A 14,925-nucleotide genomic window follows, 5' to 3' on the forward strand; every position below is an offset into this window, starting at 1 on the left:
GTGAGACAGGGATGCATCAACAAATTGGTGATCTGAAAAGGGGGAAGATCGAGGAGGCTCATGGTGCTGAAGCGTTCAAATGCGTCTTTCCGGGGGCTGGTCCGTCCGCTCGTCGCGGCAACGGCGGTTCTCGGCGCATTCCCGGCGCCCGCGGCCGCCCAGGAGATCATCGGTCCCGAAGCCGCCGCCTGCGCGCCCGGCGCGCGCGGCCCGGCCGCACTGGTGCGCGTCTACGGCTTCAAGGACCGCGCCGGCAACCTCCGCGTCCAGCTCTACAGCGACAATCCCGACGAGTTCCTCGCCTCCGGCAAGAAGCTGAAGCGCATCGAGCTGCCGACGACGGCCTCCGGCGACATGAACGTGTGCATGGCGCTGCCGCGTTTCGGCGAGTTCTCGATGGCGGTGCTCCACGACCGCGACATGAACGGCAAGCTTTCCGTCTCGAAGGACGGCGTCGGCTTTTCGGGCAACCCGAAGCTCGGTCTGTCGAAGCCCGACTATGAGGACGCGATGTTCGTTGCGCGCGGCGGCGTGACGGTCGTGGACGTGATCCTCAACTACCGGCAGGGGCTGCTGTCCGTGAAGCCCCTTGTGGCACGGCGCGACTGACATGGCCTGCGTCGCGCTCCTTTCCAATCCGCGCTCGACCGGCAACAAGGCCGTTCTGCCGCGCATCCGGGAGTTCGTGGCGCAGCATCCGAACATCTTCCACTACGAGGTGGGAGACATTTCCGAAGTGCCCGACGCGCTCGCCATGATCGCGCGCGTGAAGCCCGCCGTGCTCGTCATCAACGGCGGCGACGGCACCGTGCAGGCGGCGCTGACCGAGATTTACAACGGCCATCATTTCAAGGATGCGGTGCCGCCGCTCGCGGTGCTGCCGAACGGCAAGACCAACCTCATCGCGCTCGATCTCGGCGCGGGCGCCAATCCGGTCGAGGCGCTGTCGAACATCCTCAAGATCGTCGAGACGGGCGTCGACCCGCACGTGGTCGCGCGCCAGCTCATCGCGCTCAGCGACGGCATCGCGGCGCGCCCCGTGTTCGGCATGTTCCTCGGCGGCGCGGGGCTCGCCGAGGCGATCCTGTTCTGCCGCAACAAGATCTATCCGCTCGGCCTGCCGAACTGGGTGAGCCACCTGATCGCCACCTTCGTGGTCATCGCGAGCGTGCTCGTCGGCGCGGGCGCGCGCTGGAACCCGGTGCGGCCGAGCCCGATGCGGGTGTCGCTGCAACGCGACGGCGTGCCGGTCGAAGGCAGCTTCCTCGTGCTGATGGTGACGACGCTCGAACGGCTGCTGCTCAATTTCGCCACGCCGTTCAGCGACCGCAGCGGCCCCCTGAAGCTGATGGCCATCGAGCAGCGGCGTACCACAGTGCTGAAGGCGCTGGTGTCCGCGCTCGCCGGCCGGCTCGGCAGCGCGCGCTTCAGCGGGCTGCACCTGCGCCGCGGCGACGAGATCCGCATCGAGGGCAAGCGCGCCAGCGTCATCCTCGACGGCGAGCTTTACGAGGCGGGCGAGGGCCATTCGATCGTCCTGACGCCGACCGCGCCGGTTTCCTTCCTCAGCCTCGCGGCATGACGGCGCTCGTGCCGCTCGTTGCGGCCGAGCTGGAAACGCCCGTCGCCGCCGAAGTCGCCGATTTCGCGAAGGCGATCGCCGAGCGCTGCGGCGGCGCGGCGCAGGCGGTACTGTTCTACGGATCGTGCCTCAGGAGCGAAGACCTCTCGGACTCGCTCCTCGATTTCTACCTGCTCGTCGATTCCTACGACCGCGCCTACACGCGCCGGTGGATGGCGACGGCAAACCGGCTGATTCCGCCCAACGTCTTTTACGCCGAACACGAAGGGCTGCGCGCCAAGTTCGCGGTGATGACGGTCGAAGACTTCGCGCACGCCTGCTCGCCGGGTTGCGACAACGTCTCGGTGTGGGCGCGGTTCGCGCAGCCCTCGCGGCTGGTGTGGGTGCGGGGGGATGCGGCGCGGGCGCGGGTGATCCGCGCGGTGGCCGCGGCGGCGCCGACGCTGCTCGGGACGGCGCGGCCGATGCTCGACGACGAGCTGAGTGTCGAGGCGCTCTGGACCGGCGCCTTCGCGCTCACCTACGCCGCCGAACTCCGGTCGGAGCGGACAGGGCGCGGCCAGTCGATCTTCGAGACCGATCCGGCGCGCTATGCGGCCTTCACCGCGCCCGCCATCGCCGACAGTGATCTCGCGGCGGAGGTGCGCGGCGGCATCGTCCACTTCCGCGCCGATGCCGATCGCGCGGCGGGCGAACGGGTGTGGGCGAAGCTCCGCCGCCGGGGCAAATGGCTCTCCGTGCTGCGGCTCGCGAAGGCCAGCTTCACGTTCAAGGGCGGCGTCGACTACATCGCGTGGAAGGTGAACCGACACTCCGGCGCGGGCATCGTCGTGAAGCCGTGGCACCGACGCTTTCCCATACTCGCGGGGCTCGTCCTGCTGCCCCGGCTCATCCGCAAGGGCGCGGTGCGCTAGATCAGGCTTCGAGCGGAATCCCGGCGATCTCCGCCGCCTTCACGAAGCGGTCGATGATGATGTCCACCTGCTCCGCACGGTGCTCGGCGCAGAGCGAGCAGCGCAGCAGGAACATGCCGGCGGGCGTCGCGGGCGGGCGCGCCATGTTGACGTAGACGCCGAGCTCGATGAGCGCGCTCCACATGCGCGCGCAGGCTTCCTGACCCGGCATCAGCACCGCGATGATGGCGCTTTCCGCCGTCTCGGTGGCGATCTTGAAACCCTTCGCCTTGAGGCCGGAATGCAGCTTGCGGCTGTTTTCCCACAGGTGCTGGCGCTTGTTGTGGGCGTGCTTCAGCTTGCGGATCGAGGTCGCCGCCGTGGCGACCACGCTCGGCGGCAGCGAGGCGGTGAACACGTAGGGGCGGCAGACGAGGCGCAGCACCTCGAACTTCGGGTGGTTGGAGACGACGAAGCCGCCGACCGTGCCGACCGATTTCGAGAAGGTGCCGACGACGAAATCCACGTCCGCCTCGACGCCCGCCGCCTCGTAGACGCCGCGCCCGTTCGGGCCGAAGAAGCCCATGCCGTGCGCTTCGTCGACGACGATCATGGCGCCGTGCTTCCTCGCGACCGCGACCATCTCCTTCAAGGGCGCGATGTCGCCGAGCATCGAATAGACGCCTTCGAGGACGACGAGCTTGCCCGCCTCCGCCGGAAGCCGCCCGAGGCGCTTGTCGAGGTCCTCGACGCTGTTGTGGCGGAAGCGCACGATGTCGGCGTTGCCCATCGCGCAGCCGTCGTAGATCGAGGCGTGGCTGTCCGCGTCGAGGATGATGTACTCGCCGCGTGCCGCCATCGTCGCCATCAGGCCGAGGTTCGCCTGATAGCCGGTGGAGAACACCATCGCATGGCTGGTGCCGTAGAAGTCCTTCAGCGCCTCCTCGACCTCGCGGTGGCCCTGATAGGTGCCGTTCAGCACGCGGCTGCCGGTCGTGCCCGCGCCGTACTCGTCGAGCGCCTGCTTGCCCGCCGCGATCACGTCCGGGTCGAAGGTCATGCCCATGTAGTTGTATGTGCCGACGAGGATGGTCTCGCGCCCGTTCACCGTGGCTTCGGTGGGGGAGTGGACCTTCTCCATGACGAGGTTGAACGGGTCGTTGACCCCCGTCGCCAGCAGCGCCGCCTTTTCGGCGATGATGGGATCGAACTTGTCGAAGAGGTCGCCCATCGTCCGCCTCAGCCGTTCACGATCTTGACGACGGCGTCGGCGAGCTGGCCGATCGTTTCCAGCTCGGGGAGCAGGTTCATCGGCAGGATGATGTCGTACTCGTCCTCGATGTTGGCGACGAGGTCCATCACGGTGAGCGAATCCAGCTCGAGGTCGCTTGCGAAGCTGGTGTTCTCGGCAAGCGCGATCCCCTTGCGGTTCACGGGCTCGATCAGCTCCATCAGCTTCGGAAGAACGGTGTCGCGTGTGTGCGCCATGCGTGTGTCCTGAAATGTCGTTGCGGCTCGATGCCAACAGATTGTGGCAGGGGATAGGCGGGGAAGCGGCCTAAATCCAGCCCGCATTCCTGTACCATTCCGCCGTGCGCGCGATGCCCTCGGCGGCGGGGACCTCGGGTGCCCAGATGCCGAGCCCCCTCAGCGCCGCGCTGTCCGCCACCCAGTCCGGATGCGCGAGGTAGCGGGCACGGTCGAAGCTGAGCGCGGGCAGGCGTCCGGCGAGCTTGGCGCCGAGCGTGTCGATGGCGGCGCCGAGCGTCAGGGCGGCGGGCGGCAGCGGCACGTAGGTCGGCGTCTTGCCGAGCGCGGCGGCGATGTACGCGGCCATCTCGCGGTGGCTGAGGCCGCCGGGGGTCGCGTCGTCGATCTCGAAAATGCCGCGCGGCGCCGGGTTCTCGGCGAGCGCGAGGAGGGCGCGGGCGAGGTCGGAGACCTCGACGATGGAGAAGCGGCCGCTGCCCGGCAGCAGCGCCCAGCCGCGCGCGACGAGCTTGTAGACGCTCGCCGTCTCGCGGTCGCCGGGGCCGTAGACGGCGGGCGGACGCACGATCGCGGCGTCGGGGCGCGCGGTTTCCACGAGCGCGTCGGCGGCGGCCTTGGTGTTGCCGTAGATGGAGAGCGCCGGTTCGCGCGCGGCGAGCGAGGAGACATGCACGAAGCGCGGCACATTGCGGCTCGCGTCCAGCATCGCCCGGGTGCCCTCGATGTTGCCCGCGGCGAACTCCAGCGGCGTGCGGGCGTTGATGACGCCCGCGACATGGATCACCGCATCGGTGCCTTCGACGAGGCGGGCGAGCGCATCGGTGTTCGCAAGGTCGCCCGCGACCCATTCGAGGCCGTCTCGCGCAGGCTGCGCGCAGCGGGCGAGGGCGCGGACCCTGTGGCCCTTCTCAAGCGCAAGGTCGATCAGCTTCGTGCCCACGAAGCCGGTTCCGCCGGTGATGGCGAGCGTCGTCACGGTTGCAGCGGCGTCAGGCCGCGATGTCGAACGGCTGGATCTGGCCGGAAACGTAGAGCGCGCGCGCCTTGGAGCGGCTGAGCTTGCCGGAGCTGGTGCGCGGCAGCGTGCGCGGCGGCACGAGCTCGACGATGCAGTTCATGCCGGTGATGGCGCGCACCTTGGCCTTGATCGTCTCGCGGAGGTCGGCGCGCTCGGCGGCGTCGGTGGTGCGGCACTGCACGAGCACGGCGGGCGCTTCCTCGCCGCTTGTCGTGGTGATCGAGAAGGCGGCGATGTCGCCCGCCTTGAAGCCCGGAAGCTGCTCGATCGCCCACTCGATGTCCTGCGGCCAGTGGTTCTTGCCGTTGATGATGATCATGTCCTTGGCGCGGCCGACGATGTAGAGCGCGCCGTCGAGCATGTAGCCCATGTCGCCGGTGTCGAGCCAGCGGCCCTGAAGCGCGGCGCGTGTCGAAATCTCGTCGCGGAAATAGCCGGTCATGATGCTGGGGCCGGCCACGAACACCTTGCCGATCTGGCGGTCGCCGAGACGGCGGCTGGCGTCGTCGCGGATTTCGATTTCCATACCCGGCAGCGCGACGCCGCAGTTGACGATCGCGCGCATCCGGCCCGAGGCTTGGCCCGCATCGTCGCGGTCGCCCGAAAGCAGCCGCTCGTCGACGAGATCGGTGACGATGCCGGTGCCGACGGGGGACATGGTGACGGCGAGCGTGGCTTCGGCAAGCCCGTAGCTCGGCAAAAAGGCGCCGCCCGAAAAGCCCGCGGGCGCGAACGCCTCGACGAAGGCGCCCATCACGTCCGGGCGGATCATGTCGGCGCCGTTGCCTGCCACGCGCCAGCGCGACAGGTCGAAGCGCTCGGCGACGTCGCTCTGGCTGGAGACGCGGCGCGCGCAGATATCGTAGCCGAAGGTCGGCGAGTAGGAGAGGCTGTGCCCCTCGTTGCGCGTGATGAGCGCGAGCCACGACAGCGGACGGCGCGCGAAATCCTCTGTGGCGAGGTAGTCGGCGGAGACCTGGTTGGCGATCGGCGCCATCAGGCAGCCGACGAGGCCCATGTCGTGGTAATAGGGCAGCCACGAGATGACGCGGTCGTCGCGGCGCAGGTTCACGCCCACGGCATGGCCGTTGAGGTTCGCGAGCAGCGCCTCGTGGGTGATCTCCACGCCGTGCGGGAAACGCGTCGAGCCGCTGGAATACTGGAGGTAGGCGATGTCGCCCTTGCGTGCCGACGGCAGCGCGGCGGGCCTTGCCTCGCGCGCCATGAAATCGAGCCAGTCGTGCGCGGTGCGGCAGCGCAGGCCGTGCGCGGCTTCCGCCACGATCGCGGCGAGGCCGGACGGCGCGAGCGCGATCTCGGGATCGCACGACATGAGTTGGCTGCGAATCTGCTCCACATAGCCCTCGCGCCCGCCGAACGAGGTCGGCAGCGGCAGCGGCACGGGCAGCGCGCCGGCGTATATGGCGCCGAAGAACAGGCTGACGAAATCGGCGCCCGTCTCGGCGATCAGCGCCACGCGGTCGCCGGGCTTGATGCCCGCCGCGATCAGGCGCCATGCGTTCGCGGTCGCATCGGTCTTGAGGTCGGCGAAGGTCAGGACGCGCGCGAGCCGCGCCCGCGCATCGAAGAAATTGAGACCGCGCCTCCCCTGCGCCGCATAGTCCAACGCCTCGCCGAGCGTGTTGAAATCCGCAAGGCGGCGCGGCAGATCGTCGAGCGTCGGCGTTGGCGCCAGCGCCGTCTCATCGGCGCCGGACAGCGCAAGCGCGCTCGAATCCGAAGTGCGATTCAGCAAGTCCCCGAACCTCCTCAGCTCTTCCCGGCGCGGCGGCGGTTTTCCTCACCGCTCATAAACCTCGCCAGATACACGACTCCTTGGCCACATGCAAAATAGGCCATCGTCAGCCTTTGCCGGAATGTGACGTTCAAAATTGGGTCCGACTATGGCAGGAACATGGCGTGCGCGGCGAAAAAACCCGAAAAACACCCCGGCCGCTCAGCGAGGAGACGCTCCGCGCGCTCGCGCTGCGCTATGTCGAACGCTATGCGACCTCGGAAGGCAAGCTTGCCGCCTATCTCGCGCGCAAGCTGCGTGAGCGCGGCTGGGCGGGGGAGCGCCCCGCCGATGTCGAGGGCATCGTCGCTGGCTTCGCGGCGCTTCGCTACGTCGACGACCGCGCGTTCGGGGAAGCGCGGGCGCGGGGCCTCGAGCGGCGCGGCTACGGCGCGCGGCGCATCGGGCAGGACCTGCGCGCGGCGGGCCTTGCCGAGGACCTCAGCGGTGAGATCACCGGCGCGGTCGATGCGCGGGGCGCTGCGATGGCCTATGCGCGGCGCAAGCGCTTCGGCCCGTTCGCGCGGGAAGCGCCGGACCGGGCGGCGCGGCAGAAGCAGTTCGCGGCGATGCTGCGCGCGGGTCACGATGCCCGCATCGCCGCCGAAATCCTCGATATGCGGGATGTCGAACCGGACTACTCGTAGCGCGCCCGCGCCGCCGCCAGCGCTTCCGGCGTATCGACATCCATGAAGATCGCGTCGCTTGCCACCGGGACCTCCACGATGTCGTCCGCGAACTCGGCGAGCAGCGCCTTGCCGCCCACGTCGCCTTCCAGCCCGCGCAGCCGCGCGAAATAGCGCCGGCCCCACGCCACGGGGTTGCCGCGCTTGCCGTCGTGCACCGGCACGGCGATGCGGCGCGCGCCCGCGGCGGCGGCGATGCTGCCGATATGGTCCGCGGTCACGCCCGGCATGTCGCCCAGCAGCACCAGCGCCGCCGACCAATCGTCGGGCACGGCGGCGATTCCCGCCGCGAGCGACCGGCTCAGCCCCTCCGCGTAGCGCGGGGCGTGGGCGGCCTGAAAGCCGAAGCGGTCGGCGATCTCGGCGATTTCGGCTTCCGCGTTGCCGGTGACGACGATCGCGGGCAGCCCCGCCGATTGCAGCGCACCGAGCACATGCGCGAGCACGGGCTTGCCGCCGAGGTCCGCGAGCAGCTTGTTCGCGCCCATGCGCACCGAGCGCCCGGCTGCAAGCACGACGGCGCCGACCGTCCCTCCGGCTTCGGGCTTGGGGCGCGGTTCGGGGCGGGGCACGTCGGCGAGCAGGCCGCCCGCGCCCATGCGGGCGATGTCGGTTCCGGTCACGTCGAGGCCGGCCCACAACCGTTCCAGCACCCAGTCGAAGCCGTTGCGGCGGGGGCTGCGCGCGCAGCCCGGAAGGCCGATCACCGGCCGCGCGCCGATGCGGGCGAGGCACAGGAGATTGCCGGGATCGACGGGCATTCCGAGCCTCAGTACGTCGCCGCCCGCCTGTTCGATCGCGGCCGGGATCACGTCGCGCCGGTCGCTGATCGCGGACGCGCCGCTGATGAGGACGATGTCGGCATCCGCCGTTTCCGCCAGTGCGCCCGCGAGCCCGTCCGCCGTGTGCGCGCAGCGCATCTCGCGCCACGCCGCAAGGCCGAGCGCGGCGCAGCGCGCCTCCGTCACCTCGGCGGTCTTCGCGAGCAGCTTGGCGGGCGTTCCGGGAAGCGTCGTCTGGATGAAGGCGGCGCGCAGCGTGCCGAAGCGCGCCAGACGCAGCACGCCCTTCGCGCTGTCGGCGGCGCTCCGGACGAGGGCTTCGGGAACCGCGAAGGGAATGATCTTCACCGTGGCGACGATCTCGCCCTTCGCGGCGGGCGCGAACGGTGCGAGCGTTCCCAGCGTCACGGCCTCGTCGTGTGTGTTCACGGCGTCGACGGCGGCGATGTCCGCCAACAGCAGCCCGGCGGCGTCCGCGACGATGTCGGCGCGGCCGTGCGCGGGCGGCCGGGCGGCGAGGCCGGGGCCCGCAGCGGCGGACGCGATCATGGCCGCCGCCGCGTCCTCGTGCAGATCGCCGCTTTCGAGCGCCGCCACGACGAGTTCGTTCAGGCCCGCCGCGCGGGCGTCGGCGATGTCCGCCGCGTCGAGGCGCTTGCCCTTGGCGATCCGCCGCGCGCCGACATGCACGGCATGGGCGAGATATGCGCCTTCCGCGCCATCGAGGGGAACCGGGCCGAACTTCACGCGCCGCGCCGGACTGCGATCATCTGGGCGGCGATCGAAAGCGCGATTTCGGCGGGGTTCGCCGCGCCGATGGCAAGGCCGGCGGGGCCGTGGATGCGCGCGAGCGCCGCTTTGTCGAACCCGGCGGCGGCGAGACGTTCGCGCCGGATCGCCTGGTTCTTCCGCGAACCAAGCGCGGCGATGTAGAAGGCGGGGGAGTTCAGCGCCGCGATCAGCGCAGGGTCGTCGAGCTTGGGATCGTGGGTCAGCGCCACGATCGCGGTCGCGCTGTCCGGCTTCCAGTCGGCGAGCGCCTCGTCGGGCCAGCGCGGATCGACGGCGATGTGGGCGAAACGCTCGGCGGCGGCGAAGCTGCCGCGCGGATCGACGACGAGCGGCGCGTAGCCGAGCAGTTCCGCCATCGGCACCAGCGCCTGCGCGATATGGACCGCGCCCATGATCATCAGGCGCCCCGCTGGTTCGTACAGGCGCGTGAAGCCTTCGCCTTCGCCCTCGCGGGAAACGCCGTCGGCGTCGGTGGTGACGCGGACGCTTTCGCCTCTGCCGAGTGCAGCATCGAGGCGTTCGACGAGGGCGGGGGAGAAGCCGGCTTCGGAAACCGGCTGCACCAGCACCGCGATCCGGCCGCCGCAGGCAAGGCCGACCTCCCATGCGCGGGCATCGGCGACGCCGTATTCGAGGCGCTGCGGCTTGGCCCCGGCGATCACGTCCGCCGCGGCGGCGATCACGTCGCCTTCCACGCAGCCGCCGCTCACCGAGCCTTCGAACAGGCCGTCATCCCGAATCACGAGGTGCGCGCCCGCGCGGCGCGGGGCTGAACCCCATGTCTCGATCACGGTGGCGATGGCGGCCTTGTGCCCGGCGGCGGTCCAGCCGCGAAGCGCGGCGATCAGCGCGGCGGTGTCGTCTCCGCTCACAGCACCAGCCAGAGCACCAGCGCGGCGACGAGCACGATGACGATGCCGCCCCACACGGCAGGGGACAGGCCCGGCGCCTCGTCCGTCCCCTCGGCGAGGTCGGTTTCAGGAAGGACGATGGGGGCGGGCTCCGCAGGCGGCTCATCACTTTCCACCCGAGTCTTGAAGGTGGCGAAGAAGGACTCGGCGTAAGCCTTTGCCGTGCCTTCGATCAGCCGCGCGCCGAGCTGGGCGAGCTTGCCGCCCACGGTCGAGCTTGCCTGCCACGTGAGTCGCGTGCCCGCGCCGCCCTCCACGGGCGCGTCTTCAAGCCTCACGGAGGCCTTGCCCTTCGCGAAACCGGCGACGCCGCCCTTGCCCTCGCCGGAGATCACATAGGCGTTCGGCGCGTCGATTTCCGAGAGTTCGACCGCGCCGGTGAACTTCGCGCGCACCGGCCCGACCTTCGCGTTCATCGTGCCCTCGAAGCGGTTTTCCCCTGCACGCTCAAGCCGTTCCACGCCCTCGATGCAGGCGGCGAGCACCTCCGGGTCGTTGAGCGCCGCCCAGACCCGTTCGCGCGGGGCCGCGATCAGGGTCTCACCGCTGAGGTCCATGGGCGTGCATCCTTCTTGTCTTGTCGCTTTGAAAATTAACTATATAGTTCGTCGTTACGGGGTTTTGTGGTAGCGTTCTTTCTCGGAAAATTAAATGTGCGTCGGAGGGGGTAATGGCCGAGCACGCGTTGCTGCCAGAGGGTGGGCACGTGTCCGACCTTGCCGAAGTCGCCGAGGAATTCCGGGTCGATGGCACTGTAAAGTGGTTCGATGCGGTACGGGGATATGGCTTCATCGTTCCCAGTGATGGGAGCGGCGATGTGTTGGTACACTTTTCCACGTTGCGCGAGGTTGGCCGCCGCACGCTGCCGGAAGGCGCGACGGTCGTCTGCATGGCGGTCGCGCGGGAGCGCGGGCGGCAGGCGCGGCGCATCATCGAACTCGACCTCACCACCGCTATCGGGCCGGACCCCGAACTCATTGTGCAGCGCGCCGCGACGCGGGTCGATCCGATGCAGCTGATCGACGATGCCGGCGATTACGAGCGCGTCGAAGTCAAATGGTTCAACCGTTTGAAAGGCTATGGTTTTCTCACCCGCGGCGAAGGTTCGCACGACATCTTCGTGCACATGGAAACCGTGCGCCGCGCCGGGCTCATCGAACTGATGCCGGGGCAGCATGTGATGGCGCGCATCGCGGAGGGCGACAAGGGCCCGCTCGCCGTTGCCATCACGGTCGGAGAGGCCTAGAGCGCCTTTTCATGAATTCCGTTCGTCATCGGCCGTTTCTCGCGGCCCTCATGCTCGTCGCCGTCGTCTCGGGCTGCGGCACCACGCCGTCCGCCGCGACGCGGGAGCCCGCAGCCGAATCCACGGTCCAGCGGCTCCCGGCCATTCCGCTCACCATTGTCACGAACGACGGCAGGCGGCACAGCTACACGGTGGAGGTCGCGCGCACGTCCGACGAGCAGGCGCAGGGACTCATGGACCGCCGGTCGATGCCGAGGGATGCAGGCATGATCTTCCCGTTCCCGGCGCCGCGCCCGGCGGCGTTCTGGATGCACAACACCTACATCCCGCTCGACATGCTGTTCCTGCTCGCCGACCGGCGCATCGAGAGCATCCTCGCCGACGTTCCGCCGCTCAACGAAGAGCAGCGCCGCTCGCTCGGCCCCGTCGCCGCCGTGCTCGAACTCAACGCCGGAGAGGCCGCGCGGATCGGTGCGACGCCCGGCGATCTCGTCGAATACGACCTTCGGGACTTGCAAGGCGGCGCGGAATAAGGCTCTAAGGCGCCAATTGAAGTCAGCGGAGCCGGCAATGGGTCTGTTCAAGTCGATTTTCGCCTGGTGGGACGGTCCGACGTGGGGCACGCGCTACATGACGCGCTTCCACGGCGAGGAGGTCGGCCAGGACGCGGAAGGCAACCGCTATTTCCGCAAGCCCGGCAAGCGCGGCGAGCGGCGCTGGGTGATCTACAACGGCCTCAACGAGGCGAGCCGGGTGCCGCCCGAGTGGCACGGCTGGCTGCACAAGTCGACCGATGTGCTGCCGGGCGAATCGAAGCTGCCGCGCAAGACATGGGAAAAGCCGCACCACGCGAATCCCACCGGCACCGCCGCGGCATGGCACCGGCCGGGCACGCTCGCCAGCGCCGCGCCGCGCGCCCGCGCGACCGGCGACTACGAGGCGTGGAGCCCCGAAGAGGCATGACGGCGCTGTTCCGGCAGAACCTGATCGAGGCGTTCGTCGGCGCCGTGGTCGTCGCGATCGCGGTCGCGTTCGTGCTGTTCTCGTATCAGCGCACGTCGGGGAGCGTAGGCGCGGACCGCTACCGTATCTCGGCGCTGTTCCCCAATGCCACGGGCGTCGCGGTCGGCACCGATGTCCGCGTCTCGGGCATCAAGGTCGGTTCGGTCGTTTCCCAGTCCCTCGACCCGGAGACGTTCCAGGCGCGGCTCGGCTTCTCGATCGACCAGCGTGTCAAGCTGCCGTTGGACAGCAGCGCTTCGATCACGTCCGAAGGCATCCTCGGCGGCAGCTACATCTCGCTGACGCCGGGCGGCGACAGCGAGACGATGCGCGAGGGCGACGAGATCATCGACACGCAGGGCTCGGTCGACCTGATGACGCTGATCGGCGGCTTCATCAACCAGACCGGCAAGTCGGACGACAAGGCGGGCGATTCCGCGCCTGCGGAGCCTGCCGTACCGTGATCCGCACGGCGGCCCGCGCCGCGCTCGGCATGGTGCTGCTTGCCGCGCCGGCGGCCGCGCAGCCTGCGCCTGAGCCGGCGGCACCTGCGCCCAAGGCGGCGCCCGCGAAGCTTCCGACCCCGAACGCGGAGCGCGTGCTCGTGATCGGCGTGCTCGACAAGGTGAGCAGCGAAACCCGCGACCTGACGCTGAAACCCGGCGAAACCGTGAATTTCGGCAAGATCCGCATCGCGGCGCGCACCTGCGAGGCGTCGCCGCCGTGGCAGCGCCCGCATACCGGCGCATTCCTCCAGATCGACGGGCCGGGCCGCGACAACAAGGTCCGGCGCCTGTTCTCGGGCTGGCTTTTCGCCGAAAGCCCGTCGCTCAACAGCTTCGACAACGCCCGCTACGACGTCTGGGTCAGAAGCTGCGCGATGCGTTTCCCGGAAACCGGCCCGCGCACGGTCGTGGTCGGCAAATCCGCCCCGCCTCCCTCGGCAGCAGCTACGCCCGCGCCGTCCGAAGCCACAGCAAACTGATCGTCACGTTTCCGAACCGATCCATAGAGGGTTGCTGGATCGGCAGAATTTCGCGCATATGCCTCGTGCGGACAGGAGGGGCTTATGAGCATCGAGATCGAGGATCGGGACCGGGTCAACGAGATTCCGAACCCTTATGTGATCGAGAACTGGGCGCTGCTCATCGTCGCGGCGGCGGCGTTCGCGGCCGGGCTCATGATCCTTCTCGACGGCCGCGCCCAGTGGCTTGCGGCCGGGGCGGGCGCATCGCTCGCGCCGATCCTGATCGGCGTCGCGCTGTGGGGCACCGCGTTCCGGCTCGCCGCCTCGGCGCTCTCGCAGCTTCGCTTCATCCTGCCGGTCGATTATCCGAAATCGCTGTGCCCGGTCGTTGCCGACAACGTGTCCGGCAGCAGCAATGCCGCGGAAAACCTGAAAGACCAGATCCGCAAGAACGCGCTTCTGTTCGTGCCGCCGCAGGATGCCGTCAGCAACCTGCTCTACACGCTGATCAAGGGCATCACGCGCGCGCCGATCCAGCTCCAGTATTTCGCACGGCATAATTTCGCCAATCTCTGCGCCGTCGCGCTTGCGCTCGCGAGCTATGTGTTCAGCCTGTTCCTGATGGGCACGACGCCGTTCGAAAACTGGCTCGGCGTCGCCTACGGCGTGGTCATGGTGTTCTGGCTGCTGCGGACGATCAATGCGAATGCGACCGCGGAGGTCTCGATGCGGCCGCTGATCGTCCTCACGGTTTTCGCGATCTTCTTTCCCGTCGCCTTCCTGCTGGTCGGGCAAAGCCTGCCGACGCTCGGCGAGATCGCAGTGAACTGGCATGTCGGCTTCATGCTGGTGGCGCTGCTCGTCGTTTACGGGCTTTTCCTCGCGGCGCTGAAAAGCCAGCTCGGATCGGGCGTCAACACACCGCCCGCGATGAAGCAGGCGGTGCTGTCGGTGAACTTCAATCCGTCGGAGCTCATCGGCGAGCTGGAACGGGTGGTGGCGCGATCGAATCCGACGCGGCTGCCGAACCGCCGCTACATCCGCATTCCGTTCCAGCTCGATGCGTCCCGCGAGGCGGGAGAGTTCCGCGCCGAGTTCCTGGAAGAGACGCAGCCGGTGAGCGCGGGGCGGCGGGAGACGGCGCAGGAAATGCTCGGGTCGCCGCGGCGGCTCTGGCTCGTCGTCCTCACGGTGCTGATGACGCTGGCGGGGGCGGCGTGCGTTTTCCTCGTCTATCGTTTCGCCGGCATGGCGTGGGAGGAAACCGGCACGCTGGAGACCGGGGCATGGGCGATCGTCGCCTATACGATCGCGCTGGCGGCCCGCCGCGCGGCGCACGTGCTCTGGGGCCGCTTCGATTTCCAGTCGCGGCTGGTCTGGATGGAGCTTACCGGCGTCTACAACACGGCTTCGGCGGCGGTGGGCAACCAGTTCACGGGGAACTACAGCACGCAGAAACGCGTCGTGAATGTCGAGAATCTCACGCTCACGCTCTGGGTGACGGACCTCGAAACGGTGACGTTCGGGAAGGACGGGGACCGGTCGATCTACGGCATGTCCGGCCCGCAGGAGGCGGCCGACGCGACAATCGGCGCGCTGGTCCGGTTCTCGGAAGGCCAGTCGATGATCGTCGCGCCGGGGACGGCGGCGGACCTCGAGCGCATGAGCGCGCTCAGCGCCTTCAATCAGGGCGCGGGCAACGCAGGCACGCCGACGCTTCCGGGAACGGAAAAGCGCACCGATCCCGAAGGCTGACGCGG

General features: G+C 69.1%; 17 protein-coding genes. 10 read left to right on the plus strand and 7 right to left on the minus strand.

Going from position 1 to position 14,925, the window contains the following annotated elements; translation table 11 throughout:
• The first annotated feature begins 60 nt into the window (after positions 1-60).
• Genes PE061_RS12355 through PE061_RS12365 form a run of 3 tightly spaced genes read left to right on the plus strand, consistent with a single transcriptional unit; the run spans position 61 to position 2,496 of the window.
• Entirely contained in the window at positions 61-609 is a 549-nt protein-coding gene (locus tag PE061_RS12355) for a DUF2141 domain-containing protein (protein WP_271255583.1), read from the plus strand.
• A gap of 1 nt (position 610) precedes the next feature.
• Positions 611-1,582 carry a diacylglycerol/lipid kinase family protein gene (locus PE061_RS12360; protein WP_271255584.1) on the plus strand — a complete coding sequence of 324 codons (972 nt, stop codon included), beginning with the start codon at positions 611-613 and terminating at the stop codon, positions 1,580-1,582.
• A complete protein-coding gene (locus tag PE061_RS12365) occupies positions 1,579-2,496 on the plus strand; it encodes a hypothetical protein (RefSeq protein ID WP_271255585.1) in 918 nt (305 codons plus the stop codon). Before PE061_RS12360 ends, PE061_RS12365 begins: the two co-directional genes overlap by 4 nt.
• Before the next feature lies 1 nt (position 2,497).
• Here PE061_RS12365 and spt read toward each other — a convergent pair whose 3' ends face one another.
• From spt to PE061_RS12385, 4 genes are all read right to left on the minus strand, one after another.
• Positions 2,498-3,706 (minus strand): serine palmitoyltransferase, encoded by a 1,209-nt coding sequence (gene spt / locus PE061_RS12370; RefSeq protein ID WP_271255586.1) that lies wholly within the window; start codon positions 3,704-3,706, stop codon positions 2,498-2,500.
• An 8-nt stretch (positions 3,707-3,714) separates the two neighbouring features.
• A complete protein-coding gene (locus PE061_RS12375; protein WP_271255587.1) occupies positions 3,715-3,963 on the minus strand; it encodes an acyl carrier protein in 249 nt (82 codons plus the stop codon).
• A gap of 70 nt (positions 3,964-4,033) precedes the next feature.
• A complete protein-coding gene (locus PE061_RS12380; RefSeq protein ID WP_271255588.1) occupies positions 4,034-4,942 on the minus strand; it encodes an NAD-dependent epimerase/dehydratase family protein in 909 nt (302 codons plus the stop codon).
• Between the two features lie 13 nt (positions 4,943-4,955).
• Positions 4,956-6,740, minus strand: a complete 1,785-nt coding sequence (locus PE061_RS12385) for a fatty acyl-AMP ligase (RefSeq protein WP_271255589.1) — start codon at positions 6,738-6,740, stop codon at positions 4,956-4,958.
• Positions 6,741-6,904: 164 nt separating this feature from the next.
• On the opposite strand from PE061_RS12385, the gene PE061_RS12390 reads away from it, so the two are divergent.
• Positions 6,905-7,426: a regulatory protein RecX gene (locus tag PE061_RS12390; protein WP_271255590.1), complete on the plus strand. Its 522-nt coding sequence runs from the start codon at positions 6,905-6,907 to the stop codon at positions 7,424-7,426.
• Here the strand turns inward: PE061_RS12390 and PE061_RS12395 are convergent.
• Genes PE061_RS12395 through PE061_RS12405 form a run of 3 tightly spaced genes read right to left on the minus strand, consistent with a single transcriptional unit; the run spans position 7,417 to position 10,507 of the window.
• Positions 7,417-8,994: a molybdopterin-binding/glycosyltransferase family 2 protein gene (locus PE061_RS12395; RefSeq protein ID WP_271255591.1), complete on the minus strand. Its 1,578-nt coding sequence runs from the start codon at positions 8,992-8,994 to the stop codon at positions 7,417-7,419. The genes PE061_RS12390 and PE061_RS12395 overlap by 10 nt on opposite strands.
• Complete coding sequence (locus tag PE061_RS12400) at positions 8,991-9,911, minus strand: XdhC family protein (protein WP_420794299.1); 921 nt, start codon at positions 9,909-9,911, stop codon at positions 8,991-8,993. The genes PE061_RS12395 and PE061_RS12400 overlap by 4 nt, the downstream gene beginning before the upstream one ends.
• Positions 9,908-10,507, minus strand: a complete 600-nt coding sequence (locus PE061_RS12405) for a CoxG family protein (protein WP_271255592.1) — start codon at positions 10,505-10,507, stop codon at positions 9,908-9,910. The genes PE061_RS12400 and PE061_RS12405 overlap by 4 nt, the downstream gene beginning before the upstream one ends.
• 113 nt (positions 10,508-10,620) lie before the next feature.
• Between PE061_RS12405 and PE061_RS12410 the strand changes: the two genes are divergently transcribed.
• The 6 genes from PE061_RS12410 (at position 10,621) to PE061_RS12435 (ending at position 14,920) form a co-directional block, all read left to right on the plus strand.
• Positions 10,621-11,196: a cold-shock protein gene (locus tag PE061_RS12410; protein WP_271255593.1), complete on the plus strand. Its 576-nt coding sequence runs from the start codon at positions 10,621-10,623 to the stop codon at positions 11,194-11,196.
• Positions 11,197-11,207: 11 nt separating this feature from the next.
• On the plus strand, positions 11,208-11,729 hold the full coding sequence (locus tag PE061_RS12415) for a DUF192 domain-containing protein (RefSeq protein WP_271255594.1): 522 nt from the start codon (positions 11,208-11,210) through the stop codon (positions 11,727-11,729).
• Positions 11,730-11,766: 37 nt separating this feature from the next.
• Positions 11,767-12,159, plus strand: coding sequence for an NADH:ubiquinone oxidoreductase subunit NDUFA12 (locus tag PE061_RS12420; RefSeq protein WP_271255595.1), 393 nt, complete (start codon positions 11,767-11,769; stop codon positions 12,157-12,159).
• On the plus strand, positions 12,156-12,662 hold the full coding sequence (mlaD, locus tag PE061_RS12425) for an outer membrane lipid asymmetry maintenance protein MlaD (protein WP_271255596.1): 507 nt from the start codon (positions 12,156-12,158) through the stop codon (positions 12,660-12,662). Before PE061_RS12420 ends, mlaD begins: the two co-directional genes overlap by 4 nt.
• Complete coding sequence (locus PE061_RS12430) at positions 12,659-13,183, plus strand: DUF2155 domain-containing protein (RefSeq protein WP_271255597.1); 525 nt, start codon at positions 12,659-12,661, stop codon at positions 13,181-13,183. The genes mlaD and PE061_RS12430 overlap by 4 nt, the downstream gene beginning before the upstream one ends.
• 84 nt (positions 13,184-13,267) lie before the next feature.
• Entirely contained in the window at positions 13,268-14,920 is a 1,653-nt protein-coding gene (locus tag PE061_RS12435; RefSeq protein WP_271255598.1) for a hypothetical protein, read from the plus strand.
• Positions 14,921-14,925: the final 5 nt, after the last annotated feature.

It is taken from the genome of Sphingosinicella microcystinivorans, assembly GCF_027941835.1.
GTDB lineage: Bacteria > Pseudomonadota > Alphaproteobacteria > Sphingomonadales > Sphingomonadaceae > Sphingosinicella.